Here is a 23,873-nt window from a genome sequence, read left to right as displayed (position 1 = left end):
GTAACATGAAATTTGAACCAGAACTAGTAAGAGATATTTTGCTAGATATTGAAGAATTACATCAATATCCAGAACCGTTTATTTTCTCTAGTAACTCGAAGTTTAAAAGAGCTAACAAGTATGAGACAAATACTATTGTTTATCACTGTAAGTTACTATCAGAAGCTGGTTTTATAAATTGGTCTCCGACCTTTGACGGTTCAAATTCTTTGTATATTGCTTTTGTTCATGGCATGACTTACCAAGGACATCAGTTTCTTGATTCAGTGAGGAGTCCTAAAGTTTGGAGAGAAACCAAGAGTGTCGCTGAAAAAGTAGGTGTGTTTTCTCTAAATTTCCTATCTCAAACCGCCTCACAAATCATTACTAATCTTGTAACAAACCCAGAGCTATTTAAGTAAAGTATTTTGAAATGATTGCTTAACAGTTGCTTCGTGTAGCTGTTCACGAGCATCTATATAGTCAATTTGGATGAGAGATTCTGGGATTTCCCCTCCCTTAGTCCCCCAAATGATTTTGATAGATTTAAGGCCGATACCCTCAGCTCGGAAATCAATTCCATTCAAAATAACGTGTGGAACACTAGAATCACTACTAATCTTGATTTCTAAATCTTGGATTGGTAATGATTTTTTTGATAAATTGCTCATCTTCCCCTCCTACTCCAGCACCTTACTGCCGACTACCAATCGTTTAACGACAACGTCCATCTCCTTAAATTCGGCATTCTCTGCACAGTAGCGGACGCTCTCGCTAATGATGTGACAAATAGATACACCGTACTCGTTCGCTAACTCCGTAGCAATATCCCAGGCATCTTTGTCAATCCGTGTTACTTTTTGCGCTGCGTTGTTCATACTATTTCCTCCTCGCTTATTTTCAATCATTCTTTTTTAATCCAAAACTTTGTTTAATTTGTTAAACATTCACTTTAAAAAAAATCTTTCACTTGTTTATTAAAAACTAATGCTAATTTTTGAAGTGTTCGAATTTTTACTGTTGACGACTGACCTGATTCAATCAAGTGTATTGTTGTTCGAGAAACATTTGACTTCTCTGCAAGTTCCTCTTGAGACATTTTCTCTTTTTCACGCCATTTTCTTAAACGTTCTCCTTGCACGTACTCACCCCCTTGTCTTACTTTCCATAGCCCTGAGTTCAATCTCATGGCTGACTTGTTTCAATAGCTTCTCACACGCTATCTTAGCTTCTCTGTACGTTGTGTTTTCACTGATAAAGTAATCAGCAAGTTCGATGATTTTATCTTCCATGATTTTCTCCAAAAATCGGTCTTAAGACCGATGTACCTCCTTCAAAAACAGTATATATTTATATTATCCTTAACAAGAAAGGAGCTGATGCAAATTGGCAAAATTTTTGAAGGGGACTGTGTCTCAGTAAACTTCTGGATTCATTTGTAGGTTTACCTTTTGCCTACCGCACCTGGCTAGCAGGGTTCAATAGGGAGAGTTAGCCTTCCCGAAACGTCTTGGCTAGACACTAAAAGCCGTGGAAGGCTAGACTCTAAAATCGAGAATCAGAGTTTATTTCAACTACAGTGCTGGGGACGATACCAGCGAAGTGTTGTTGACTACTGCTATTAGTTTGAGCAGAACAATTTCCGTAGCGTACTTCAGATAGCAGCTGGAGTACGTTTTTTGATATATGCATTTTATTTTAGTCTCACATTATTTCTCCTTCCTACTCCTTACTTTTTTATCACATCGGTACTTCACTATCTGACGAATAGTGAAAGATACAATCACAAATCCTGCTAGGATTATCAAACCAACATTTTCATCCATTGCCTTACCTCCTTTTCTTTAAGCTCGATTATAGTTTAACACGTTAAACATAAAATGTCGAGCGTGTTAAACAAAAAATATTTACTTTTTTTATTTAAAGATGTATAATAGATTAAACAATATATAGAAAGGGGTTTTAAATGAAGTTAGGAGAATTACTCAAATCATATAGAACAGAGCATAAATTATCGATGGATGCTTTTTGTGAATTATCTGATTTAACAAAAGGATATATTTCTATGCTTGAAAAAAATGAACATCCGAAATCAAAAAAACCCATTGTCCCATCTTATGACACAATAGAAAAAATCGCTAAAGGGATGCAAATTTCTACAGATGATTTAATTAATATGCTAGATGATGAACAAGAAATTCAAATCAACGCTACTCCAGCTGTTCTTTCAAAATCCCAAATCCAATCCATCTACGACCAACTTGAACCTAATGGACAAAGAAAAGTTATCACATACGCTGAAAAATTACGAGATGAGCAAGAGAAGCGAAGAAAAGCGAAGATAAACGAAGTGTCGGAGAAAGTTGTTCAACTCTATGGTTACGACTACTACGACCACGCTGCTTCTGTAGGTACTGGGCAATATTTGAATGATGTACGAGTGGAGCGGATTGAGTTGCCAGTAGATATCGATGCTGACTTTGTTATTCCAATCAAGGGGGACTCCATGGAGCCTGACTATCAAGATGGAGACCTGGTATTCATTCAGACCAGCGTGGACTTGAATGACGGAGTAATCGGAGTTTTCAACTACAATGGAGAGGCGTATATCAAGCAGCTTGTCATTGACAAAGAACAGGCATACCTACATAGCCTAAACCCAGCTTACAAAGATATGCCAATCACACCAGAGACCGACTTCCGAATTATCGGTGAAGTCGTGGATTTGTATAGAGAGGGACAATATGAGTAGTGAAAGCAGACCAATGGAAGTGATTAAACACAACCTAGATTGTCAATGTCATAGACGAAGAGAGTGGATTAGAGTCAATGATAAGTGGCATGCTATCGAGTTTTCGGTAGACGATCCAAACGAACCTCCTATGACTGAAGAAGAAAAAGCCAACGTAGCCTTAATTATTCAACAACACTTATCGAAAGAATAAAACCAACTATTTCCATTTTGGAAATAGTTGCTTGACAAAAATAACAAAAGACTCTATAATGTATTTATACGAATTGGTCCGGATGCCCGATGCATCCTACCGAAAGAGTCTCAATACATTATTGAGGCTCTTTCGTGCTTTATAGGAGAAAAAATGAAACCTTTTTCCGATTTTAATAAACAAATTAAAATATTAGAAAATAGAAACTTAACTATTTTAGATAGAAAAGCAGCTAACTTTGCTCTCAGAAACTACGGTTATTACGAAATAGTAAATGGATACAAGATTTTTTTACTTGATTCATCCAAAAAAGTTGAAACATTTTTAGAAAAGGAAACATTTGAACACCTTGTTTCACTTTATAATCTTGACAAACAAATCAGAAGTTTGGTCATGCAAGCGACTTTGGAAGTAGAGTTATCTCTAAGAACAGCCCTAGCTTATACTCTAGCAGAAGATTTTGGTATTTTAGAATCAGATTATCTGGATAGAAAAAATTACAATAAAGGGAAATTTCAACGTAAACACAAAAAATATCAAAGAGATTTTCTTCTGGATATGCTTAAAGACATCGCAGCCAATAGACCTGTAGAGCCTTTAAACTCTTATCGAATCAAACATAAGCACATACCTCCGTGGATACTTTTTAAAGAAACAACACTAGGAAATATCACCAATTTTATTAAAATCCTAAAAGGTCCACAAAAAGACAAGATTATTTCTCTTTGTACAGGTCTTTCTAGCTCTCAACTAACACCAGCAGATAAAACTTTATTTATAGAAATACTAGATTTAATATTAGCATTCAGAAATCGTGCTGCTCATGGCGGACGCATGTTTAATTATAAAGCAAGTACGAGTCTAAGTTACCACAAAAAGTTTCATAACCAAATAAAGATAACACCGGCTGATTACCGAAATGGTAAAGGGCAAAGAGATTTATATACTTTCTTCCATTCTTTAGCTTTATTTGATAACAAAGAAGGCTTTAACTTATTAGAACTATGTCTCTATTCTATAAAGGAGCATGACGCATCATACCCCTCAGATTGGCTAGTTTTAGCCAGCGAAATGGGATATCCAAAAGATGTTCTAAAAACAGATTTACAAAGGCATCGTAATTTCCACAAAAATTACCGTTGGAGATACCTGTGGCATGCTATAAAAAATATATTTAAAAAATAGAAAATAAAAAAATCCCCACAATCTCCAACGGCAAACTTTCAGTGTGAGGATTCAACTTTCCATTTTTGACAAAATGATATATATTTGATAATATATAGTTACTAACCTAGGAGAAATCCTAGTGCAAATAATCTGGTTGGCACAAGCTGCCACGCAGAAACGGTAACTATAATTTAGTTACCGTTTTTTGTTGAATTTAAACAAAAAAATCCCCACACTCTCCATCGCCAAACTTTGAGTGTGAGGATATCCAGTATAGTAAAAGGCATTAAAAAGCCCTTTTTACTATACCCATTTTATCAAGAAATGAGGTAAAAATCAATGGAAATAAAGTCTTATAAAAAGAAAAACGGAGAGACAGCTTATGGTTTCATAGTCTATCTTGGAAAAGAAAATGGAAAAAGTAAGTACGCTCGCAAAAAAGGGTTTGCTACAAAAGCAAAAGCAAGGGCAGCACTACTCCAACTTCAAGAAGATATAGAGAATGGAGAACAGAGCAGGAAAGAAATCACGGTTGAAGAGATTGCTAAAAAATGGCTTAAAGATTATTCTGAAACAGTACAAGAAAGTACCTACATCAAGACTTCTAGGAATTTCAAGAATCACATCTATCCAGTTTTAGGCAATAGGAAAATAGCTAGTATCACTCCTCTTCAAATGCAAGAGCAGGCCAATGAATGGTCTAGAAAATTAGTCTATGGTCGTAAGTTAAAAGGATTGATGAATAATGTTTTTAAGTACGCAATCAGGCATGGCTACATTGAAACCAATCCAGTTGATAGCGTGATTACCTCGACAAGAAAGAAATCAGATGGCAAAAGCGACTTTTACAACAAAGATGAACTTCAAAAGTTCTTGAAACTTGTCTCCAAAACAAAGGATCTAGAGAAGATAACTCTATTCCGTCTTCTGGCCTTTACAGGGGCACGAAAAGGGGAGATTTTAGCCCTTGAATGGAAAGACTGGACAGATAACACTCTGGACATAAATAAGGCCATTACAAGAGGTTTTGCAGGCGAAGAAATAGGTAATACTAAAACGGTCAGCAGTAAGCGACTGATTAGTTTGGACAAGAAAACAAAAAGCATTTTGAAAAAATGGAAAAAGCAAAATCCAAACACTAAATACATTTTTGAAAATGAATTTAAAAAGCCAATTCCAAGCACTCTTCCCAGAAAGTGGCTTATCAAAATTGTGGAAGGTAGCGACCTACGTCCAATTAAAATTCATGGATTCAGACATACACATGCCAGCCTTTGTTTTGACGCTGGTATGACTTTGAAGCAAGTCCAACATCGGTTAGGACATTCCGACTTGAAGACGACCATGAACGTTTATACTCACATAACTAAGCAAGCAAAGGACGACATCGGAGAACGCTTTGCGAAGTACATAGATTTCTAGGATACGACAAAAATGTTGTATCCTTTGTTGTATCCTTTTTCCGCAAAAGAATACCAAGGAATACCAAAGACAAAAATAAAAAACGTTGATTTAACAACGTTTTACCAAGGAATGCGAAAGAATGCAAAGGAATAATGGAGCCGGTGGGAGTCGAACCCACGTCCAAACACCTGCCAACATATTTGTCTACAACCATAGGTTATGTATTATTTTGACAGTCCCTCGACACATAACTCAAGCCTAGAAACTGCGAGTCTATCAATCTCTTATCAAGCCGCTAGACAAGACTTAATCGTATCTCGCTAATAATAAGACCTGTCATTGAACACGAGCAATCCAAATCGGGTCACGCCTGCTGGTTTTTAGGCAGCTAGAGCGTAAGAAGTGTTATTTTTTGCAGTTATATTTAACTGAGCGTTTACGTCGCCACACGAGTCGCAAAATATGCCTCATAATGCCTGTCGAATCCGTAACGACCCCAAAAGACAGTAAAACCATTATACCCTATCTAACACAAAAATGCAAAAAGGAAATCAACTAACTACAAAAGATAGTCTTTCAAAGCTTTGGTCAAAACCTGATAACCAGTAACACTAAGGTGCAACCCATCAGTTGTATAATCTTTTTTGAGTTGGCCTGCCTGGTCTGTCAAACTATCAAAAACTGGCACAAATTCTACCTGCATATAGGCAGAAGCAAGATCTTGATAGGCTTGATTCCACTCCTGAATTTTTTCATTCGTGCGGATATAGACTGTCTGCTTGTACTCCTCTCCCTCATTGACTGGCAAAATGGAAAGCAATTTCATCTCTGTCAATGGATAATTGCGAGCAATGGATTGTATGATAGCTTCGAGATTATTGAGAGTCTCATTCACAGGCACATCTTTTCCGATATCATTTGTCCCAATCAATAGGACAATTTTATCTACTGCTCCACCGTACAGATGCGCATCTAGATTCTCTAGTAACAGTCCTGTCTGATAGCCACGAATTCCTCGATTGACAATTGTCTTTGAAGTCCCAAATAATTCCTGTAGAGGATAATATTCGACAATGGAATCCCCAATAAAAAGAATGTCTGGCTCTACAACAGAAACCTGATTTAAGTGACGATACTTGGTTTGGATTTTTTCTTGTTCCTTTAGTAACCAATTTTCTAATAACTGTACTGCCACTTCATTCTCCTTTTTCTAACCAGTTTTCCAAGACTTGATAAACTCCGCCTTGGCTGTTGGCTGGCGCTAGAGCAGTCGCCACAGCTTTGGCTTTATCATCAGCATTTTCCATCGCATAGGCAATCCCAGCCATTTCAAGCATTTCAACATCATTTTCACTATCGCCAAAAGCCATGATTTGTTGGGCTTTCAAGTCCCAGCGCTTGAGTAATTCTTCCAAGCCCCATGCTTTATGAATTCCAGCTTGGAGGATATCAATGCAACCATAGCCACTCGATACAGCCCGAACTCGGCCATCAAAGAGGTCATTGATTTCTTCCAAGACCGAACTCAAACGTTCCTCACCAACAACCATACTCATCTTGAGCACACCACCAAAGAGGTCAGAGGTTAATTCATCCACAAACTGCATCCGTTGGTAGAATTTTTCAATCATTTCTGGAGTCATAAAACTTTCAAGGTCTGTAAAAATCGTACCTTCTTTGACGAAACCACCCTTCATAGCCGTCACAACAAACTGATCCTGACACGCTCGACCCTTGAAATGAGCCAAAGCCTTATCGACAATGGCATCATCCCAAGTCTGAGCCTGAATCAGTTCATTATTTTCAAAAATACGAGCACCATTGGCAACAACCAGAACCACTCGATCGACCAAGTGCTCCAGTAGTTGCCTCATGCGGTGAATTTCATTGCCCGTCGCGATGACAAAACGAATGCCCCTTTGATCCAACTGATCTAAAATCTTTTCCAAACGTGGGAGATCCAGCTGGCCTCTAGCATCCAGCAAGGTTCCATCCATATCTGTCGCAATTACCTTAATCGTCATTTACTTCCCTCTGGATTCAAACTAATCCCACTTCAATCCCACATGTTCGTTCATTTCTTTGTAGGCTGTATCAATTCGTTCCTTAGTCGCTTCATCTAATTGGTCACGATGACTGCCACCCTCTATAAAATCTTCCAAGATATAGGTTTGATAATGATATAAAGGATAGCCTTCTGGTGAAAAGGTTCCCTTTGGTGTTCGATTGACCCAAGTAGGATGAGCTTTAGCTGTTCCGATAGTTGTTTTTCCATCCTTCTTCTTAATGGTCACGTCCATGAGAACGCCACGTTCAGTCCACTTAGCATTTTCTTCATCTCCCATAGATTCAATCCGTTGATTGGAAATGAAGTTCCCCATTGAATAAATAATGAGTTTCTTATCCCCATCTTTTTCAACCGTTTCAGATGGTTCCACAACGTGAGGATGCCCTCCAAAGATGATATCCGCCCCCCAATCAATCATCTTGTGATAAAGAGCTTTTTGTTCTTCAGTTGGTTCCAATCGATACTCAACACCCATCTGAGGCATGATAATGGTGATATCTGCTTCCTTTTCCGCCCGTTCAATTTCAGCCTTCATCTTATCTTCGTTTAAATCTGAAAGATAACGATTATAGTCTTCCTGAGAAATATACTGCTCAATGCCATTGAATCCATAGGAATAGGCTAACAGTGCAACCTTGATACCATTCACTTCCTTAATGACCAGCGGAGCCTGATCACGTGGCTCGTGCGTATAAACTCCGATTGGAGTGATTCCAGCTTTCTCAATAATATCGGCTGTTGAAATAACTCCCTCAATTTGCGAATCCAAAATATGATTATGAGCTAAATCCAGCACATGATAACCTGCATCCTTAATGGCATCCATAACTTCAGCAGGAGCATTAAAGAGAGGATAACCTGCTAAATAATGATCCTTATTAATGGTTCCTTCAAAGTCACCAATAGCTAAGTCTGCTTGCTTAAGCCAAGGAGTCACATACTCAAAATTCTCATGAAAGTCATAGGTACCGTCTTCTTTTTTAGCTGAAAAGAAAAGTCCATCGTGGTAGAGCAAATCCCCGTGGGCCATAATTCTGGCAGTTTTTTCCTCTTCCTGCTCCTGAGACTTTTGCTTAGTCCCCTCTTTAGAAATAGTATCTCGTTTTTGACTGGTTAAAGGGATTCCTTGGAAACTTTCAAACAACAAGACCAAGCCCATTGATAAAGCAACTGCTAGCAAGAGTATCGCCACAAATCCTTTATTGCTCCACCTGCGATAACTCCTAAAAAAGTTTACAAAACCCCTCATAAAACGAAAAACTGGTCCACGTTTATGTCTATCTTGTCTTCTTTGCATCTTCATTCTCCCTACTTTCTTATGCAAGCCTTTTCTTTTTATTATATCACAGATAAGTATTTCTTTCACAATTGATACTCTTCGAAAATCAAATTTAAACCACGTCAGCGTCGCCTTACCGTGTATATGTAACTGACTTCGTCAGTTCTATCCACAACCTCAAAACAGTGTTTTGAGCTGACTTCGTCAGTTCTATCTACAACCTCAAAGCAGTGCTTTGAGCAACCTGCGACTAGCTTCCTAGTTTGCTCTTTGATTTTCATTGAGTATGAATTGAACTTCCTATCTATTTTCTATAAATCCTAAAGACTGTAATACTTTCAATCCTTGTCATTTTGTGTTATCATGTAGAGGTAATGAAAGGAGAGAAAATGTCTGCTATAGAACGTATTACAAAAGCTGCTCACTTAATTGATATGAAAGATATTATCCGCGAGGGGAATCCGACTCTACGTGCGGTTGCTGAGGAAGTCACTTTCCCCTTATCTGATCAGGAAATCATCCTTGGTGAAAAGATGATGCAATTCCTCAAACATTCCCAAGATCCTGTCATGGCTGAAAAGATGGGACTCCGTGGTGGGGTTGGACTTGCTGCCCCTCAATTAGATATCTCAAAACGCATTATCGCTGTTTTGGTACCAAATATTGTTGAAGAAGGTGAAACTCCGCAGGAAGCCTACGATTTGCAAGCTATTATGTACAATCCAAAAATCGTCTCTCACTCTGTTCAAGACGCTGCTCTTGGCGAAGGAGAAGGTTGCCTGTCTGTTGACCGCAACGTGCCTGGCTATGTTGTTCGTCATGCCCGCGTTACTGTTGACTACTTTGACAAAGATGGAGAAAAACACCGCATCAAACTCAAAGGCTACAACTCAATTGTTGTTCAGCATGAAATTGACCACATCAACGGAATCATGTTTTACGATCGTATCAATGAAAAAGACCCATTTGCAGTTAAAGATGGTTTACTAATTCTTGAATAAAGAAAATCCCGTTGCAAGACGGGGTTTTGTGTTATAATAGAGGCATGAAAACAAATGATATTGTCTATGGCGTCCACGCCGTTACCGAAGCCCTCCTTGCAAACACAGGGAACAAACTTTACCTCCAAGAAGATCTCCGAGGTAAGAATGTTGAAAAAGTCAAGGAACTGGCTACAGAAAAGAAGGTGTCCATTTCTTGGACCTCAAAAAAATCCCTCTCTGAGATGACTGAAGGTGCTGTCCACCAAGGTTTTGTTCTACGAGTGTCTGAATTTGCCTATAGCGAGTTAGATCACATCCTTGCAAAAACGCGTCAAGAAGAAAATCCACTTCTGTTGATTCTGGATGGCCTAACTGACCCTCACAACTTAGGCTCCATCTTAAGAACCGCTGATGCGACCAACGTTTCAGGTGTCATTATTCCCAAACACCGTGCTGTCGGAGTTACTCCTGTCGTTGCTAAAACGGCCACAGGTGCTATTGAGCATGTTCCAATCGCTCGAGTGACCAATCTAAGTCAAACTCTAGACAAACTCAAGGATGAAGGCTTCTGGACCTTTGGAACGGATATGAACGGTACTCCTTGCCATAAGTGGAATACAAAAGGGAAAATTGCCCTCATCATCGGAAATGAAGGAAAAGGCATCTCTAGCAACATCAAAAAACAGGTTGATGAAATGATTACCATTCCTATGAATGGACATGTTCAAAGTCTCAATGCCAGTGTTGCTGCAGCTATTCTCATGTACGAAGTTTTTCGAAATAGACTATAAAAAAGTTTCCAGTCATCTGATTAGAAACTTTTTTATGATTATACTCAATGAAAATCAAAGAGCAAACTAAGAAGCTAGCTGTAGACAGCTCAAAGCACTGCTTTGAGGTTGTAGATAAGACTGACGAAGTCAATAACCATATATCTACGGAAAAGCGAAGCTGACGTGGTTTGAAGAGATTTTCGAAGTGTATTAACTATGTTCTGTGACAAATTTATAGGCTTCTTGACCAGCGATAGCGCCATCTCCAACTGCTGTTGTTACTTGGCGAAGGTCTTTCAAACGAACATCTCCAACTGCAAAGATACCGTCAACTGCAGTTTTCATGTGATTATCTGTCACAACCCAGCCTGCTTGGTCTTGAATATTCAATTCTTTAACAAAATCGCTAACAGGGTCCAAACCAACATAGATAAAGACGCCACCGAAGGCTTGCTCTGTCACTTGACCTGTTTTCACATTTTCAAATACGACAGATTCTACTCTGTTTTCACCCTTGATTTCCTTGACTACAGAATCCCAGATAAAGCTGATTTTCTCATTCGCAAAGGCGCGGTCTTGTAAAACTTTTTGAGCACGAAGTTGGTCACGACGGTGAACAATGGTAACAGTCTTAGCAAAACGAGTCAAGAAGAGGGCTTCTTCAACAGCTGAATCTCCACCACCAACTACCAACAAATCTTGGTCACGGAAGAAAGCACCATCACACACGGCACAGTAAGAAACACCACGACTGTTCAGTTCTTCTTCTCCAGGTACTCCCAAAGGACGGTGTTTAGAGCCAGTCGCTACGATAACGGTACGAGTTTCATATGTTTGGTCATCAGTCATCACTTTCTTAAAATCACCATGGTCTTCGACATTTTCAACATAACCATAAATGTGCTCAACACCAAGATTTTCAAGTGGTTCAAACATCTTTTCAGCCAATTCTGGCCCACTAATATTAGCATATCCTGGGTAATTTTCAATATCAGATGTATTATTCATCTGACCACCTGGCAGACCGCCTTCAATCAAGGCTACTTTCAAATTGCTTCGAGCAGCATACAAGGCCGCAGTCATCCCTGCAGGTCCAGCACCGATAATAATAGTATCGTACATATAGTTTCCTTCTTTCTTGTTGTAACTATCTTTATTCTAACTCTTTCTTGTCAATCATGCAAGGATTATGCCTTGAAAACAAGAATTAAACTCATAACCGCAAAGGATAATACTGGAACAACCAAGACACCAATCATAATCATATCATAGAGATGGGCTTGGCGAGCCTTGGCTGTCTTATCAACTCCCGACATGGCTCTCAGTCCAATCCAAATCCCTAAAAAAATCAGGACGAGGATGGTGGTCAAGATCAAACTCTCGAAATATAAAGAAAATAGTTGCAGTAGCATGATTTCTCTCATTTCTATCTTTTTTAAAGAGTAAACTCAGTTAGTCCAGCTAACTGAGTTTTCCTTTAACTATTATATCAAATATAAGTCCGTTTGTAACTAGCAAAGAATTCTTTTGTCCGCTCTTCTTTAGGATGGTGGATAATCTCATCCGGTGTTCCAGACTCAATGATTTTCCCCTTATCTAAGAAGAGAATCTTATCAGCTACTTGGGCTACAAAGGACATGTCATGACTGACCAAAATCATGGTTTGACCTGACTTAGCAGCATCTGCAATAGACTTTTCTACTTCACCGACCAATTCTGGGTCAAGAGCTGAAGTTGGTTCGTCTAAGAGCAAGACATCTGGTTTCATAGCAAGCGCACGAGCTAGGGCAACCCGTTGCTTTTGTCCACCTGATAAATGGCGAGGGTAATGATTTTCACGTTCAGAAAGCCCAACCTTAGCCAACTCTTCCTTGGCAATCTTAGTCGCTTCTTGGTCAGATAATTTCTTGACAACAACCAAGCCTTCTTTTACATTATCAAGTGCTGTTCGGCGTTCAAACAAATTAAACTGCTGAAAAACCATAGACAACTTACGACGAAGGGCAAGGATTTCTTCTTGAGTGATTTTAGAAAAATCAACTGAGAAATCATCAATCTGAATAGAGCCACTGTCAGGTGTTTCAAGATAATTGAGACTACGAAGAAAGGTTGATTTTCCAGCTCCTGAAGAACCAATCAAGGCTACGACTTCTCCTTTTTGGATATCCAAGTCCAGATGATCCAAGACAGTCTGTCCTGAAAAGGATTTGCTTAAATTCGAAATCTTAATCATTAACGAAGGTCTCCTTTCACATCTGTTTGCACTGTATCAGGTGCAGAAATAGCCATTTTTCTCTCGATGAAACGACCAAGACTTTCAATACCGATATTTACTACCCAATAAACAAGGGCAACGGAAATAAAGCGTTCAAAATAGCGGTAATCGGCACCACCCAAAATCTGAGCTTGGGCAAAGACTTCCACAACACCCGCACTGAAGGCTAGAGAAGTTCCTTTGGTCAAGCCGATGAGGGAATTGATTAAGGTTGGAGTCGCCACAACTGCTGCATTTGGAATAATCACTCGTCGATAAACTTGTGCTCGGGTCATACCTAAACTGCGTGCCGCCTCAATCTCACCAGGATTGACTGAGAGAATAGCTGCACGAATGGTTTCACTGGCATAAGCCGCTTCATTAAAAGCAAAGGCAACAATCGCAAAAGCAGCGGCTGGAATGGCATTGATATTGAGACCAGTACCCCATTGCTGATTGAGGGCTTTCAAAGCCAAAGGAATTCCGTAATAGGTTAGCATGAGTTGCACCAAAATCGGTGTCCCCTTTAAGAAACTAACAAAGAAAGCCTGCAAGGGATATAAAATTTTGACACGATTGATTTTCACAATAGCAAAAAGAAGGGCCAAAACCAAGCCAAAAAGAGCACCACCAATTGTCAACATAATCGTTGTTGGAAGTTGTTGGACAATTCTCGGAATTCCATCAAAGACCGAACGTAGGCTAAACAGCTTGCCATCCGGAATCAATTGCATCAAGTTTTGGTACCAATCTGATGCTAAAATCGTTGTAACATTCATAAAAACATCCTCTCCTGATAATGATTCATTCTACCATACTTCTGCCGTCAATGAAATTATTTGCTACGGTCAGATACAGACTTTATCTACCTACTAGTTTATCATACTTTGAAACAGGGAGGTTATATATTTTATCTATCAAAGAGATAGATAAAAACTATTTCAATCCCAATTCTTCATAAGGTTTTCGATAACCGATTTGCTTAACAGTTCCATTTTCTACTAAAATGGGTCGTTTTAACAACATTCCGTCGCTTGCTAGCAACTCAGCTGCTTCTTGGTTTGACAGACTTCCTACCTTATCTTTCAGCCCCAATTCACGGTATTTGATTCCACTGGTGTTAAAAAATTGCTTCAACTCGAAACCTGAGGTTTCTAGCCAGTTTAAAATGACTTCTTGGCTAGGTGTTTCTTCGACGATATGAACGGCTTTATAGTCCACACCGAGTTGGTTTAATTCTTGTTTTGCTTTTTTACAAGTTGAACATTTTGGATATTCGATAAATTCTAACATGTCTTTCACTTTCTATTTTATATCTTTAAAATCTGCGCCTTCATGCTCCAAGAGCCAAGCTTTCTTTTCCACTCCTGCAGCATACCCTGTCAGACGCTTGCCTGCACCTAGCACACGATGACAAGGTACTAGGATAGACCAAGGATTGCGCCCCACTGCTCCACCAATTGCTTGAGCAGAAGCCACTTGCAGGTCTTGGGCTATTTGTCCATAGGTCACTGTCTGACCATAAGGAATTTCCTGTAAATAGGACCAAACTCTCTTTTCAAAATCTGTTCCGATTGGAGCCAAGGGCAAGTTGGATAAATCCTGAGGCTTGCCTTTAAAGTAAGCATCTAAGCAAGCAATAACTGGGTCTAAAATGGGATGACTAACAACTTCTTCTATTGTTTCATCTCCTAGTTCCCTCTCAAAATGCTTCTGCTCCTGCACCCAAATTCCATACAAATATTGCTCGTCGGCAACCAAAGACAAGGTTCCTATTGGCGAAAAGTAGAGCATTTTTACGTACATCTTTTGCATTATTTCTTCAATTTTTGATAGGCCAAGCGTTCGCCATCAACTGGAACCTTACCAACCTGTTTAAATCCGAGTTTTTCAAAAATATGTTGCATAGCCTTGTTTTCAGCATGCGTATCTGAGCGAAAATCTAGGTAGTCAAAACCTTCAATTAAGCCCTCTAGGAAAGTCTGAGCAACCCCCTGTCCCTGGACATCTGCTGCCACAGCAATACGGTGAAAGACTAGGTACTCTGACTCTCCAGCTTGCCAGTTGCCTTCATAAATGGCTTCATAGGCTGCCTCTGGACTCTTGGTCACAGCAGCATAGGCTAATAGTTCTCCCTCTTCCAAGGCTACATAGGCTTGACCTGAGATAATATCCTCAATAATAATATCAGCATTTGGATAACCATTTTGCCACTGGTCACTACCAGCATCCGCTAAACATTTTTTAGCATCTTCCATCACCTGCATGATGGCATCTACTTCATTTGGAAAAGCTAAACGAATCTCCATCTTTTCTCCTCATTTCTGACTAGTTTCTCCCATCATAGCATAATTTAAGTCTTTCTACAAGCAGTTAAAACTTGACTTTCTGTTTTTATTATTTTATAATCTAGTTATTAAAACTATATAAAAAGGAGTTGGAAATGAAAACTACCTTTTCCTACCCAAAATGGGCAGAAATTCCAAACATTGACCTCTATCTGGACCAGGTTTTGCTCTATGTCAATCAGGTCTGCGCCCCTATCTCTCCTGTTAAAGACAAGGGCCTGACAGCATCTATGGTCAACAATTATGTCAAACATGGTTACCTGACAAAACCTGATAAGAAAAAATACCAACGCCAACAAATTGCCCGTTTGATTGCTATCACAACCCTCAAGTCTGTATTTTCTATTCAAGAAATAGCTCAGACACTTAATACTCTACAAACTCAAGCAAGTTCTGACCAACTCTACGATGCTTTTGTGGACTACATGAACCAAGGAATTGATCCAACTAACCCCATTATCCAAACCAGCTGCCAAACCGTTAAACTCTATCATCAAACTCTAGCCTTAATCCATCATACTCAAGAGGAGGAAATCTAATGAATACAAGCCTAAAGCTCAGCAAACAACTCAGTTTTGGAGAGGAGATTGCTAATAGCGTGACCCATGCTGTGGGTGCCGTCATCATGCTCATCTTACTCCCCATTTCATCCACCTATAGTTATGAGGCACACGGATTTTTATCATCTATCGGCGTTTCCATTTTCGTTATTAGTCTCTTTCTCATGTTTCTATCATCCACCATTTATCACTCTATGGCCTATGGTTCAACCCACAAATATGTCTTGAGAATTATTGACCATTCTATGATTTATGTTGCCATTGCTGGCTCTTATACACCTGTCGTACTGACTTTGATGAATAACTGGTTTGGCTATCTGATTATTGCTATCCAATGGGGAACGACCATCTTTGGTATTCTCTATAAAATCTTTGCTAAAAAAGTCAATGAGAAATTTAGCCTTGCCCTTTACCTGATTATGGGCTGGTTGGTTCTAGCTATCATTCCTGCCATTATCAGTCAAACGACGCCAATTTTCTGGAGTCTCATGGTAACTGGTGGACTCTCTTATACAGTTGGGGCTGGATTTTATGCCAAGAAAAAACCTTATTTCCACATGATTTGGCATCTCTTTATCCTAGCTGCGTCCGCACTCCAATACATCGCCATTGTTTATTACATGTAAAAAGTTGAGAAATTCAATCTCAACTTTTTTCTTTACACATATTGATAAAGTACTGGTGCAAGCTTACATCATCAGTCAATTCAGGATGAAAAGAAGTTACCAACATATTTTTTTCTTGGGCTGCAACGATTTGATTATCAACTCTTGCTAGAATTTCTACATCCTCTCCAACACTACTGATAATTGGACCACGGATAAAGGTCATTGGAATCTGACCAACTCCCTTACATTCTGCTTCCGTGTAGAAACTTCCTAATTGGCGCCCATAGGCATTTCGCTCGACCACCATATCCATAGTTCCTAGATGATGCTCGTCCTGAGAAGTAATTTCCTTAGCCAGCAAAATTAAACCCGCGCAAGTTCCAAAGGCTGGCAAACCAGATAGAATGGCTTCTCGAATAGGAAGCAGCATATTTTGGTCTCGTAAGAGCTTGCCCATGGTTGTAGACTCCCCACCCGGCAAAATCAAACCCGACAAATCACTCTGATGTTGCTGAAAATCATCTAGATTTCTGATTTCAACACTCTCGACACCTAATTGATCTAGCACTTTTGCATGTTCTGCAAAGGCACCTTGCAAGGCCAATATTCCAATTTTCATCTATTTTCCTCGCTCAGCCATGAGAATTTGAATTTCATTTTCATTGATACCAACCATGGCTTCTCCTAAATCTTCAGAAATTTGAGCTAGAATTTGAGGATTACGGAAGTTAGTCACAGCCTTAACAATAGCACTCGCTCGTTTAACAGGATCTCCTGACTTAAAAATACCTGAACCGACAAAGACTCCCTCTGCCCCTAATTGCATCATCAGCGCAGCATCTGCTGGTGTTGCAACGCCTCCAGCCGCGAAGTTTACAACAGGCAATTTCCCATGTTCATGAACATATTGAACCAATTCTACAGGGACTTGCAAGTCCTTGGCAGCAACATAGAGCTCGTCTTCACGTAGGTTTTGAATACGGCGAATTTCCTGATTCATCATGCGCATATGACGAACGGCTTGGACGATATCTCCTGTACCTGGTTCTCCTTTTGTACGAATCATGGAAGCACCTTCAGCGATACGACGTAAGGCTTCACCCAAGTCCTTGGCACCACAAACAAAAGGAACTTGAAATTCTTTCTTGTCCACATGGAAACGGTCGTCAGCTGGCGATAGAACTTCACTCTCATCGATATAGTCAATCTCAATAGCCTCTAAAATCTGAGCCTCAACAAAATGCCCGATTCTGACCTTGGCCATTACTGGAATACTAACTGCTTCTTGGATTTCCTTAATCATCTTTGGATCGCTCATGCGGGAAACACCACCAGCCGCACGAATATCAGCTGGAATCCGCTCCAAGGCCATAACAGCTGCCGCACCAGCAGCCTCTGCAATACGGGCTTGTTTAGGGTTCTGAACGTCCATGATAACCCCACCTTTGAGCATCTGTGCCAAGTTTTTATTTAATTCATAACGATTTTCAGTCATTTCTTTTTCCTCATCATTTATATTGGTAGCTACCATTTCATTTTAAGTTAGATTAGAATGAATCACAAGATAAAAAAAAGATAATTGTATGGGTACAAAGCAATCATGACCACCCGTTTGACGGGTGGTTTGTCCCAGGGCTATAAGCCCAAATTACCAGCCAGCGCCTAAAGACGCTGGCTTTCACGTTGTTCAAGCCTTATTGCTCTTGACTCGTCACTTGCCTCTCAAATAGGCTTTAGTATTACTTACCACTATCCCTAAAGGGATCCTCATATTCTTTTACACTCAATTTACCTAGTGCTATATCATGCTTTACTCGTTCTCAAATTTTCATACTCGTGAAGAAATCATCCACTGGATAATTTCTTTAATCTTGGATATATTTCTTAATCGTGGCTTCATTAAGCCCTACTGTACTTACATAATAACCTTTCTCCCAGAAATGCCGATTTCCAAACTTGTACTTGAGATTGGCGTGTTTGTCAAACATCATGCGTGCACTTTTTCCTTTTAAATAACCCATGAAACTCGAAACACTTATCCTGGGTGGAATACTTACTAACATGTGTACATGGTCTGGCATTAAGTGACCCTCGATAATTTCAACTCCTTTATAACTACACAAACGATGAAATATTTCGCCTAAACTACTTCGATATTGATTATAGATGACTTTTCGTCTATACTTAGGGGTGAACACAATGTGATAGAACAGTGCCACTTTGTGTGCGATAAACTATGAGCCTTTTGTGCCATATTTTTCTCCTTTCGCTTTACAATTGGCTTGAACACCTTTATTGTATCGCGTTTGGAGTTTTTTTGTATAACCTTCGACGCGCACCCGCATAGCGGGTGGTTTTTTTGTCTCGCACCTAACGGAGCGAGACGGACTGAAAGTCACATAATAAAAAGACTCCGAAGAGTCTTCGCATTACTTATGCAATTCTTTATTACTCAATGTATGAAAAATCCCCCACAGAAGAATATTTACAATGATAAACAGCACTATTTCCACTAAATTAAAGTCTATCAAATTCCGTGACCGCATTGCCACCATAGCTTGGGAGTAGGGATAGATTAAAGATAATTTATCTGATACAAAAATCATCATAAATCCTACGAAAGTACCAATAGCACCAATTCCCACAGATTTACTGAAAACACGAGTTTTAGCTGTCACAAAAAACTGTACTGCCATCATACTAATTGTTCCAAAAATCCCCAATAAATCCCACTTGAGGTAGGTGAACAAATTAGAAATTTCTAAATGAGCTAGGTGAGCACTGACATAAAAAATACCAAACAAGAACAACTGTAAAACAGCAATAAACAAGATAATTACTATTTCTTTTGCCAACAATAATTTCCCAAGACTGACATTATTAGCTCTGAGAAATTCAATATTTTTTCTGTCAAACTCTTTTCCTAACATCATGGCTACATAAAGGCTAACCAAAATCGGAAAGAAAAGCTGGCTATAATAGAAGGTCAATTGTCCCCATAAAACAGGCACTTTTTCAATTTCTGCAACCATAGAATAAGCTGAACCAAAGTAAATCCCAAGACCAATCAGGCTACAAAAAGCTAAGAAGCAAATACCAATCATCAACATGGAAAATTTTTTGGTTTTCCGCCATTCTACTGATAGATAAGACATCATAGCTTGCCTCCTTTCTTTTCAACCAGATAGAGAGATAAGAAGAGATAGATTAGGGCTATTGGCAAATATGTAAAGAGTTTAAATCCTAGGTTTGTCGCCAAAACATAACTCACTTGACTGGCAACTTGCTGGTAATCCACCAGAGACATATATCCTATACCACCAAAAGGGAAAATTAGCTGTAGAAAAGCTGGTGCATGACCAAATCCAACACCAAGAAATCCTCCGAAAATCCCTAATGCCAGTATCAATGCCTGCTTCTTCAGTAAAAACTGCAAAGTCAAAAACAGACAGGTTAAGACAAAAGAGGCTAGCAAGAAAATGACGATTTGCCAGAGGATTAGGCTAACAGGCATTTCTAGACCTGATAAGATTGCAATTAACTGGGCTACTACTCCCTCCAAAAAAGCGAGGAAGGTCAAAATGAACATGGTCAGGCCAAGCTTACTCAGAAAGATATGCCGTACATTTTCACCATTTGCCAAAAGCAGTTTGAAAGTGTTGCCCTCCTTCTCGTTCTTGACAATCCGCGATACAAAGAGAGAAATCACAATAGGGAGAATCAAGCCATTTACTTCTTTTATCATATAGAAAATTAGGCTAATCTGGTGCATGTCTGGATTACTTAGGTAGCGTGTAGCGGCTGTAATTGCCCAAGCAAATCCGACTCCCATAACTAGTATGCTAATGAGGAAGGATTTGGTTCGTTTTGCCTTGAGCAATTCAATAGACAAATTATTCAACATAAGACTCACTCCTTGGTTAAGTTGAGGAAGATAGATTCCAAGGTTTCTTGTTCTTGCTTCACTTCATAAATTGGAACTTTCTCGACTATTAAATCTCGTAACAAACTAGAAATCTGCTGATCGGCAAGGTTAGTCAGCTTGAGTTTATCCTCTTGTATATCCAACATCTTGCACGGATAACCAAATAACACTTGGCTAATGACTTCACGTCGACCTCTAAAATCCCCACGCACTTCCAGCCATTTATTGGACTGAATTTTACGAATTTCTCCCTCGTAAACCAGTTGACCATGATTGATAATCCCCACACGGTCAGCGATATGCTCTACTTCTGAAAGGATATGGGTAGAGATGAAGACAGTAATGCCCTGTTCTTTTGCCAACTTGATAATCAGTTCCCGAATTTCATGAATCCCTGCTGGATCTAGCCCGTTTGTTGGCTCATCCAGTATCAACAAACGCGGTTTCTTGACTAAGGCAAAGGCTAAAGCCAAGCGCTGTTTCATACCCAAAGAATAATCTTTAACCAATTTTTTCTTGTTTTTAGGTTGATCTAACCCCACAATTTTCAAGGTTTCCTGAATATTTTTCTTATCAAATCCAAGGATTTTTTGGAAGACTAAGAGATTTTCATAGCCTGTCAAATTAGGATAATAAGACGGTTCTTCAATCATAGAGCCAATCTGATTAAGATACTGCTTGTCCGTACCTATAGATTGACCGAACACTTCAATCTCCCCAGCTGTACGAGAAATCAAAGACAAAATCATCTTCATGGTGGTTGTTTTACCAGCTCCATTTGGACCTAGAAAACCATAAATCTCACCTTGTTGAACTGATAAGGAACTAAGGTTAACTACCTGAGTGTCCTTAAATGCCTTTTGTAAGTTTTTTATCTGTAAAACATTACTAATCATTATGAACTTCCTCCTTTAAGCCAAATAATTTTCTATAATTTTGATTTCTATAAATCAAATTATCATGAGTATCTTTGATAACGTCTCCACTACTCTTATCAACAAAAATGATAGAATCAACATAATTCACAATATCTAATTGGTGACTCACTATTACCATTGTTTTGTCTGAATAAAATGAATTATTCCACTACCAGCACCAAGAACGTTATCAAGTTCTTCAAGAGTTAATTCTTGAATAGAATTCATTACTTCAATCTCAACGAGATTCATTTGTTGTTTAGCCATTTGGAAATACCTCACTGATTAAAATTTATTTGAGAAGTATCTCTATCTAGGTTATGTCTTTATTATAGACATGCTAGATTAATTTTAAACTAAGCTAACCTTAATTTTACATTAAGATTAAAGTATTTTACCTTTTTTCACTCTTTTAAATGGTATAATATAGATAAGCGAGGTAAGATTATGAATTTCGAACAACAACTCCTGAATAAGCACATCCTTATTATTGATGACGATAAAATTTTAAACTCTTCCATAAGAGATATTCTCACTGCATACGGATTTTCCAATCTAACATCAGCCTATGATATAGAATCTAGTTTAGACATGATTGAAACAGAGCAGTTCGACCTTTTCCTTTTGGACATTATGCTCCCCGATGGTGATGGCTACACATTAGCAAAACATATCCGAAAAAAAGGCGATACTCCTATCCTCTTTCTGACTGCCAAAAATAATCCTGAAGATGAGGTAGCTGGTTTCAATGCTGGTGGTGATGATTATGTCATGAAACCCTTCATTCCAAAAAATCTTATCTATCGTATTATGGCTCTGCTCCGGAGAAGCTATAAATCAGAACAGGAAGCAATACAGATTGGACAGACTTTGGTGAGTTTTCGGAATGCAACAGTACAAAAAAATGGAGCAGAAATTTCTATTACACCAATTGAAATTCAGATTTTGAAAAAACTTTACGATAATAAAAATTACATCGTTTCAACTGAATCTCTCTGTGATACGATTTGGGGAGTGGATAGCTTTGGTTATGAAAACTCTTTGACTGTACATATTCGGAAAATTCGAGAAAAAATAGAAGAAAATCCTTCAAAACCTCAATATTTAAAGACAGCTAAAGGGCTGGGATATAAATTGTTATCATGATTATGAACCAAACCAAAATTTTAAGGTATTCACTAAAGAAATTTATCTTTTTTTCCATCATTATCTTTATTACCAATATTATTTTAATTGCCAGTTTTGTTTTTTACATTAGGGAAAAGCAAACTGCTACTGAGACTGTGAAAATAATTTCTGAACACATTACCATCACAAAAAATAACGTCCACATACCTAAAAATGATATCTCTAGTCTAAAAGAACAAAAGTTATGGCTCATGGTATTGGATAAGCAGACTGGAAAACAAGTGTACGAACAGTATAAACCTACAGAAGTTCCTTCGCAATTTGACTATGGGGACATTTTACAGTTTTCTCGCTATTATCTTTCAGATTATCCTGTTTTTAGTCAGATAAAAGGTGGCTACATCATTGTTGTTGGTTTTCCAAAAGATAAAATTGCTCGTTATAGTTATAATTACTTAGATATAGATAGTATTCGCCTGATTCCACTAGTAGCATTTGGAGTATTGCTTTTCAACTGCCTTTATTTCGCTTTTCTTTACTACTATGGTGTGACGCATATCAATCGTAAAATTGCGCCTCTTATAACTGCTATTCAGAATCTCCCAGATGGTTTGAAAAATCCAATAAATTCTATATCAGAACTAGAATATCTTACAACTGCAATTAATCAAACCGATACTCTACTCAAAGAGAATGAAGTCTTTAAAGAGCAATGGATTTCAGGAATTGCACACGATATCAAAACACCTCTTTCTGTCATCATTTCTAACGCGTCCTTGTTAAATGATTCTGAACTAGATACACAGTCTAAAAAACATATTCGCCCAATATTGACAGAATCCTATTACATCCAAAATATTTTAAATGACTTAAATATAGTAGCTCGCCTTTCATCCGGTCATCTTCAATTAAATCAGACTGAAACAAAAATTATCCCCTTCTTCAAAGACATTCTCATCCATATTTTAAATCAAGAAATCTGGAATGATTTTGAATTTGAATTTGATTACGATTATTCACTTGTTAATCAATCTATCATGATTGAGCAGTTTTTAATCACAAGAGTTATCCATAATATCATCTACAACTCTGTTTTACATAACGAAAAGGGTTGCACAATAAGAATCAACTTATTCAAAAAAGATACAAATGTAATTGTCGAAATCAAAGATAATGGACAGGGAGCCTCACCAGAAAAAATTGCTGAACTTAATGAATTATCTTTTAAAAACATTGATATTTCTAAAATTAGAACGACTGGAATTGGGCTAAAAATTTCAAAACAAATTGTTGATTTGCATCAGGGCTCTATTTCGTTTGCTAGTGTCCAAAATGAATTCTTTGAAAGTATCATTTCACTTCCGATCTTCAACATTACCAATCATGACCACCCGTCAAACGGGTGGTTTGTCCCAGGGCTATAAGCCCAAATTACCAGCCAGCGCCTAAAGACGCTGGCTTTCACGTTGTTCAAGCCTTATTGCTCTTGACTCGTCACTTGCCTCTCAAATAGGCTTTAGTATTACTTACCACTA

31 protein-coding genes, 1 other RNA gene and 1 pseudogene are annotated in these 23,873 nt (G+C 38.5%); 11 read left to right on the top strand and 22 right to left on the bottom strand.

Features of this window, described 5'->3' with window-relative positions:
- Positions 1 to 5 precede the first annotated feature (5 nt).
- Positions 6 to 401: a DUF2513 domain-containing protein gene (locus N8M20_RS07095; protein ID WP_261079555.1), complete on the top strand. Its 396-nt coding sequence runs from the start codon at positions 6 to 8 to the stop codon at positions 399 to 401.
- On the opposite strand, the gene N8M20_RS07090 is transcribed toward N8M20_RS07095, so the two are convergent.
- From N8M20_RS07090 to N8M20_RS07075, 4 genes are all read right to left on the bottom strand, one after another.
- Positions 390 to 650 (bottom strand): hypothetical protein, encoded by a 261-nt coding sequence (locus tag N8M20_RS07090; RefSeq protein WP_049543938.1) that lies wholly within the window; start codon positions 648 to 650, stop codon positions 390 to 392. The genes N8M20_RS07095 and N8M20_RS07090 overlap by 12 nt on opposite strands.
- Before the next feature lie 9 nt (positions 651 to 659).
- Positions 660 to 857 carry a hypothetical protein gene (locus N8M20_RS07085; RefSeq protein WP_001865136.1) on the bottom strand — a complete coding sequence of 66 codons (198 nt, stop codon included), beginning with the start codon at positions 855 to 857 and terminating at the stop codon, positions 660 to 662.
- A 74-nt stretch (positions 858 to 931) separates the two neighbouring features.
- The gene (locus N8M20_RS07080) at positions 932 to 1,120 is read right to left on the bottom strand and encodes a helix-turn-helix transcriptional regulator (protein WP_023940067.1); all 189 of its coding nucleotides are present in this window, start codon (positions 1,118 to 1,120) and stop codon (positions 932 to 934) included.
- Positions 1,121 to 1,124: 4 nt separating this feature from the next.
- Positions 1,125 to 1,271 carry a hypothetical protein gene (locus N8M20_RS07075; RefSeq protein ID WP_261079554.1) on the bottom strand — a complete coding sequence of 49 codons (147 nt, stop codon included), beginning with the start codon at positions 1,269 to 1,271 and terminating at the stop codon, positions 1,125 to 1,127.
- A 674-nt stretch (positions 1,272 to 1,945) separates the two neighbouring features.
- Here N8M20_RS07075 and N8M20_RS07070 point away from each other — a divergent pair.
- From N8M20_RS07070 to N8M20_RS07055, 4 genes are all read left to right on the top strand, one after another.
- The gene (locus tag N8M20_RS07070; RefSeq protein ID WP_261079553.1) at positions 1,946 to 2,731 is read left to right on the top strand and encodes a helix-turn-helix domain-containing protein; all 786 of its coding nucleotides are present in this window, start codon (positions 1,946 to 1,948) and stop codon (positions 2,729 to 2,731) included.
- A gap of 13 nt (positions 2,732 to 2,744) precedes the next feature.
- Entirely contained in the window at positions 2,745 to 2,924 is a 180-nt protein-coding gene (locus N8M20_RS07065) for a hypothetical protein (protein WP_261079552.1), read from the top strand.
- A gap of 153 nt (positions 2,925 to 3,077) precedes the next feature.
- Entirely contained in the window at positions 3,078 to 4,109 is a 1,032-nt protein-coding gene (locus N8M20_RS07060; RefSeq protein ID WP_261064920.1) for an Abi family protein, read from the top strand.
- Between the two features lie 321 nt (positions 4,110 to 4,430).
- On the top strand, positions 4,431 to 5,513 hold the full coding sequence (locus N8M20_RS07055; protein ID WP_261079550.1) for a tyrosine-type recombinase/integrase: 1,083 nt from the start codon (positions 4,431 to 4,433) through the stop codon (positions 5,511 to 5,513).
- A gap of 132 nt (positions 5,514 to 5,645) precedes the next feature.
- Here the strand turns inward: N8M20_RS07055 and ssrA are convergent.
- The 4 genes from ssrA to N8M20_RS07035 all read right to left on the bottom strand — a co-directional run bounded on the left by ssrA (position 5,646) and on the right by N8M20_RS07035 (position 8,860).
- Positions 5,646 to 5,993: a transfer-messenger RNA gene (gene ssrA, locus N8M20_RS07050) on the bottom strand.
- A gap of 61 nt (positions 5,994 to 6,054) precedes the next feature.
- A complete protein-coding gene (locus N8M20_RS07045; RefSeq protein ID WP_261079549.1) occupies positions 6,055 to 6,690 on the bottom strand; it encodes an SGNH/GDSL hydrolase family protein in 636 nt (211 codons plus the stop codon).
- 1 nt (position 6,691) lies between these two features.
- Positions 6,692 to 7,519: an HAD family hydrolase gene (locus N8M20_RS07040; RefSeq protein ID WP_261079548.1), complete on the bottom strand. Its 828-nt coding sequence runs from the start codon at positions 7,517 to 7,519 to the stop codon at positions 6,692 to 6,694.
- Between the two features lie 21 nt (positions 7,520 to 7,540).
- Positions 7,541 to 8,860 (bottom strand): CapA family protein, encoded by a 1,320-nt coding sequence (locus N8M20_RS07035; RefSeq protein ID WP_314726183.1) that lies wholly within the window; start codon positions 8,858 to 8,860, stop codon positions 7,541 to 7,543.
- A gap of 371 nt (positions 8,861 to 9,231) precedes the next feature.
- Here N8M20_RS07035 and def point away from each other — a divergent pair, with 371 nt between their 5' ends.
- Together def and rlmB are read left to right on the top strand one after the other, a co-directional pair.
- Entirely contained in the window at positions 9,232 to 9,843 is a 612-nt protein-coding gene (def, locus tag N8M20_RS07030) for a peptide deformylase (protein ID WP_049500103.1), read from the top strand.
- 44 nt (positions 9,844 to 9,887) lie between these two features.
- Positions 9,888 to 10,616 (top strand): 23S rRNA (guanosine(2251)-2'-O)-methyltransferase RlmB, encoded by a 729-nt coding sequence (gene rlmB, locus N8M20_RS07025; RefSeq protein ID WP_000855742.1) that lies wholly within the window; start codon positions 9,888 to 9,890, stop codon positions 10,614 to 10,616.
- 192 nt (positions 10,617 to 10,808) lie between these two features.
- Here the strand turns inward: rlmB and trxB are convergent, their stop codons facing one another.
- The 7 genes from trxB to N8M20_RS06990 form a co-directional block, all read right to left on the bottom strand.
- The gene (gene trxB, locus N8M20_RS07020) at positions 10,809 to 11,720 is read right to left on the bottom strand and encodes a thioredoxin-disulfide reductase (protein ID WP_261079547.1); all 912 of its coding nucleotides are present in this window, start codon (positions 11,718 to 11,720) and stop codon (positions 10,809 to 10,811) included.
- Between the two features lie 65 nt (positions 11,721 to 11,785).
- Entirely contained in the window at positions 11,786 to 12,010 is a 225-nt protein-coding gene (locus N8M20_RS07015) for a DUF4059 family protein (protein ID WP_000926599.1), read from the bottom strand.
- Positions 12,011 to 12,087: 77 nt separating this feature from the next.
- A complete protein-coding gene (locus N8M20_RS07010) occupies positions 12,088 to 12,831 on the bottom strand; it encodes an amino acid ABC transporter ATP-binding protein (RefSeq protein ID WP_261079546.1) in 744 nt (247 codons plus the stop codon).
- Positions 12,831 to 13,631 (bottom strand): amino acid ABC transporter permease, encoded by an 801-nt coding sequence (locus N8M20_RS07005; protein ID WP_001103449.1) that lies wholly within the window; start codon positions 13,629 to 13,631, stop codon positions 12,831 to 12,833. The genes N8M20_RS07010 and N8M20_RS07005 overlap by 1 nt, the downstream gene beginning before the upstream one ends.
- 157 nt (positions 13,632 to 13,788) lie before the next feature.
- Complete coding sequence (locus tag N8M20_RS07000) at positions 13,789 to 14,145, bottom strand: arsenate reductase family protein (protein ID WP_000889092.1); 357 nt, start codon at positions 14,143 to 14,145, stop codon at positions 13,789 to 13,791.
- A gap of 12 nt (positions 14,146 to 14,157) precedes the next feature.
- Positions 14,158 to 14,667, bottom strand: coding sequence for a methylated-DNA--[protein]-cysteine S-methyltransferase (locus tag N8M20_RS06995; RefSeq protein ID WP_261079545.1), 510 nt, complete (start codon positions 14,665 to 14,667; stop codon positions 14,158 to 14,160).
- A complete protein-coding gene (locus N8M20_RS06990) occupies positions 14,667 to 15,161 on the bottom strand; it encodes a GNAT family N-acetyltransferase (protein ID WP_054393146.1) in 495 nt (164 codons plus the stop codon). Before N8M20_RS06990 ends, N8M20_RS06995 begins: the two co-directional genes overlap by 1 nt.
- A 134-nt stretch (positions 15,162 to 15,295) precedes the next feature.
- Between N8M20_RS06990 and N8M20_RS06985 the strand changes: the two genes are divergently transcribed.
- Positions 15,296 to 15,739 (top strand): DUF1836 domain-containing protein, encoded by a 444-nt coding sequence (locus N8M20_RS06985; protein WP_261079544.1) that lies wholly within the window; start codon positions 15,296 to 15,298, stop codon positions 15,737 to 15,739.
- Positions 15,739 to 16,386, top strand: coding sequence for a PAQR family membrane homeostasis protein TrhA (gene trhA, locus N8M20_RS06980; protein WP_049509562.1), 648 nt, complete (start codon positions 15,739 to 15,741; stop codon positions 16,384 to 16,386). Before N8M20_RS06985 ends, trhA begins: the two co-directional genes overlap by 1 nt.
- 19 nt (positions 16,387 to 16,405) lie before the next feature.
- On the opposite strand, the gene pdxT is transcribed toward trhA, so the two are convergent.
- From pdxT to N8M20_RS06945, 7 genes and pseudogenes are all read right to left on the bottom strand, one after another.
- Entirely contained in the window at positions 16,406 to 16,987 is a 582-nt protein-coding gene (gene pdxT / locus N8M20_RS06975) for a pyridoxal 5'-phosphate synthase glutaminase subunit PdxT (protein ID WP_261079542.1), read from the bottom strand.
- Positions 16,988 to 17,863, bottom strand: a complete 876-nt coding sequence (gene pdxS / locus N8M20_RS06970) for a pyridoxal 5'-phosphate synthase lyase subunit PdxS (RefSeq protein ID WP_261079541.1) — start codon at positions 17,861 to 17,863, stop codon at positions 16,988 to 16,990.
- Between the two features lie 244 nt (positions 17,864 to 18,107).
- Positions 18,108 to 18,622: pseudogene (gene tnpA, locus N8M20_RS06965) on the bottom strand (IS200/IS605 family transposase).
- Positions 18,623 to 18,797: 175 nt separating this feature from the next.
- Positions 18,798 to 19,526 carry an ABC transporter permease gene (locus N8M20_RS06960; RefSeq protein WP_203212799.1) on the bottom strand — a complete coding sequence of 243 codons (729 nt, stop codon included), beginning with the start codon at positions 19,524 to 19,526 and terminating at the stop codon, positions 18,798 to 18,800.
- Positions 19,523 to 20,272 (bottom strand): ABC transporter permease, encoded by a 750-nt coding sequence (locus tag N8M20_RS06955; protein ID WP_261079540.1) that lies wholly within the window; start codon positions 20,270 to 20,272, stop codon positions 19,523 to 19,525. Before N8M20_RS06955 ends, N8M20_RS06960 begins: the two co-directional genes overlap by 4 nt.
- A gap of 5 nt (positions 20,273 to 20,277) precedes the next feature.
- Complete coding sequence (locus N8M20_RS06950; protein ID WP_261079539.1) at positions 20,278 to 21,189, bottom strand: ABC transporter ATP-binding protein; 912 nt, start codon at positions 21,187 to 21,189, stop codon at positions 20,278 to 20,280.
- Positions 21,190 to 21,342: 153 nt separating this feature from the next.
- Entirely contained in the window at positions 21,343 to 21,477 is a 135-nt protein-coding gene (locus N8M20_RS06945; RefSeq protein ID WP_261079538.1) for a type A2 lanthipeptide, read from the bottom strand.
- 180 nt (positions 21,478 to 21,657) lie between these two features.
- Between N8M20_RS06945 and N8M20_RS06940 the strand changes: the two genes are divergently transcribed.
- Both N8M20_RS06940 and N8M20_RS06935 read left to right on the top strand, forming a co-directional pair.
- Positions 21,658 to 22,356: a response regulator transcription factor gene (locus N8M20_RS06940; RefSeq protein WP_049542668.1), complete on the top strand. Its 699-nt coding sequence runs from the start codon at positions 21,658 to 21,660 to the stop codon at positions 22,354 to 22,356.
- A 2-nt stretch (positions 22,357 to 22,358) separates the two neighbouring features.
- Positions 22,359 to 23,762: a sensor histidine kinase gene (locus tag N8M20_RS06935; RefSeq protein WP_261079537.1), complete on the top strand. Its 1,404-nt coding sequence runs from the start codon at positions 22,359 to 22,361 to the stop codon at positions 23,760 to 23,762.
- Positions 23,763 to 23,873: the final 111 nt, after the last annotated feature.

The sequence above is a fragment of the Streptococcus mitis genome (genome assembly GCF_946190275.1).
Lineage (GTDB): Bacteria > Bacillota > Bacilli > Lactobacillales > Streptococcaceae > Streptococcus > Streptococcus mitis_DC.
This window is presented reverse-complemented; position numbering and strand designations above follow the sequence as displayed.

Excerpts from the sequence above, each read along its gene's own strand:
- N8M20_RS07010 (WP_261079546.1), bottom strand. The coding sequence starts at position 12,831 with ATGATTAAGATTTCGAATTTAAGCAAATCCTTTTCAGGACAGACTGTC.
- def (WP_049500103.1), top strand. The coding sequence starts at position 9,232 with ATGTCTGCTATAGAACGTATTACAAAAGCTGCTCACTTAATTGATATG.
- N8M20_RS07035 (WP_314726183.1), bottom strand. The coding sequence starts at position 8,860 with ATGCAAAGAAGACAAGATAGACATAAACGTGGACCAGTTTTTCGTTTT.
- N8M20_RS07060 (WP_261064920.1), top strand. The coding sequence starts at position 3,078 with ATGAAACCTTTTTCCGATTTTAATAAACAAATTAAAATATTAGAAAAT.
- N8M20_RS06990 (WP_054393146.1), bottom strand. The coding sequence starts at position 15,161 with ATGGAGATTCGTTTAGCTTTTCCAAATGAAGTAGATGCCATCATGCAG.
- N8M20_RS06960 (WP_203212799.1), bottom strand. The coding sequence starts at position 19,526 with ATGATGTCTTATCTATCAGTAGAATGGCGGAAAACCAAAAAATTTTCC.
- rlmB (WP_000855742.1), top strand. The coding sequence starts at position 9,888 with ATGAAAACAAATGATATTGTCTATGGCGTCCACGCCGTTACCGAAGCC.
- N8M20_RS07005 (WP_001103449.1), bottom strand. The coding sequence starts at position 13,631 with ATGAATGTTACAACGATTTTAGCATCAGATTGGTACCAAAACTTGATG.
- N8M20_RS07015 (WP_000926599.1), bottom strand. The coding sequence starts at position 12,010 with ATGCTACTGCAACTATTTTCTTTATATTTCGAGAGTTTGATCTTGACC.
- pdxS (WP_261079541.1), bottom strand. The coding sequence starts at position 17,863 with ATGACTGAAAATCGTTATGAATTAAATAAAAACTTGGCACAGATGCTC.
- N8M20_RS06955 (WP_261079540.1), bottom strand. The coding sequence starts at position 20,272 with ATGTTGAATAATTTGTCTATTGAATTGCTCAAGGCAAAACGAACCAAA.
- N8M20_RS06940 (WP_049542668.1), top strand. The coding sequence starts at position 21,658 with ATGAATTTCGAACAACAACTCCTGAATAAGCACATCCTTATTATTGAT.
- N8M20_RS07000 (WP_000889092.1), bottom strand. The coding sequence starts at position 14,145 with ATGTTAGAATTTATCGAATATCCAAAATGTTCAACTTGTAAAAAAGCA.
- trxB (WP_261079547.1), bottom strand. The coding sequence starts at position 11,720 with ATGTACGATACTATTATTATCGGTGCTGGACCTGCAGGGATGACTGCG.
- N8M20_RS07070 (WP_261079553.1), top strand. The coding sequence starts at position 1,946 with ATGAAGTTAGGAGAATTACTCAAATCATATAGAACAGAGCATAAATTA.
- N8M20_RS07055 (WP_261079550.1), top strand. The coding sequence starts at position 4,431 with ATGGAAATAAAGTCTTATAAAAAGAAAAACGGAGAGACAGCTTATGGT.
- N8M20_RS07065 (WP_261079552.1), top strand. The coding sequence starts at position 2,745 with ATGGAAGTGATTAAACACAACCTAGATTGTCAATGTCATAGACGAAGA.
- N8M20_RS07090 (WP_049543938.1), bottom strand. The coding sequence starts at position 650 with ATGAGCAATTTATCAAAAAAATCATTACCAATCCAAGATTTAGAAATC.
- N8M20_RS06985 (WP_261079544.1), top strand. The coding sequence starts at position 15,296 with ATGAAAACTACCTTTTCCTACCCAAAATGGGCAGAAATTCCAAACATT.
- N8M20_RS07040 (WP_261079548.1), bottom strand. The coding sequence starts at position 7,519 with ATGACGATTAAGGTAATTGCGACAGATATGGATGGAACCTTGCTGGAT.
- N8M20_RS06935 (WP_261079537.1), top strand. The coding sequence starts at position 22,359 with ATGAACCAAACCAAAATTTTAAGGTATTCACTAAAGAAATTTATCTTT.
- N8M20_RS07075 (WP_261079554.1), bottom strand. The coding sequence starts at position 1,271 with ATGGAAGATAAAATCATCGAACTTGCTGATTACTTTATCAGTGAAAAC.
- N8M20_RS07085 (WP_001865136.1), bottom strand. The coding sequence starts at position 857 with ATGAACAACGCAGCGCAAAAAGTAACACGGATTGACAAAGATGCCTGG.
- N8M20_RS07095 (WP_261079555.1), top strand. The coding sequence starts at position 6 with ATGAAATTTGAACCAGAACTAGTAAGAGATATTTTGCTAGATATTGAA.
- N8M20_RS06945 (WP_261079538.1), bottom strand. The coding sequence starts at position 21,477 with ATGGCTAAACAACAAATGAATCTCGTTGAGATTGAAGTAATGAATTCT.
- trhA (WP_049509562.1), top strand. The coding sequence starts at position 15,739 with ATGAATACAAGCCTAAAGCTCAGCAAACAACTCAGTTTTGGAGAGGAG.
- N8M20_RS06995 (WP_261079545.1), bottom strand. The coding sequence starts at position 14,667 with ATGCAAAAGATGTACGTAAAAATGCTCTACTTTTCGCCAATAGGAACC.
- pdxT (WP_261079542.1), bottom strand. The coding sequence starts at position 16,987 with ATGAAAATTGGAATATTGGCCTTGCAAGGTGCCTTTGCAGAACATGCA.
- N8M20_RS06950 (WP_261079539.1), bottom strand. The coding sequence starts at position 21,189 with ATGATTAGTAATGTTTTACAGATAAAAAACTTACAAAAGGCATTTAAG.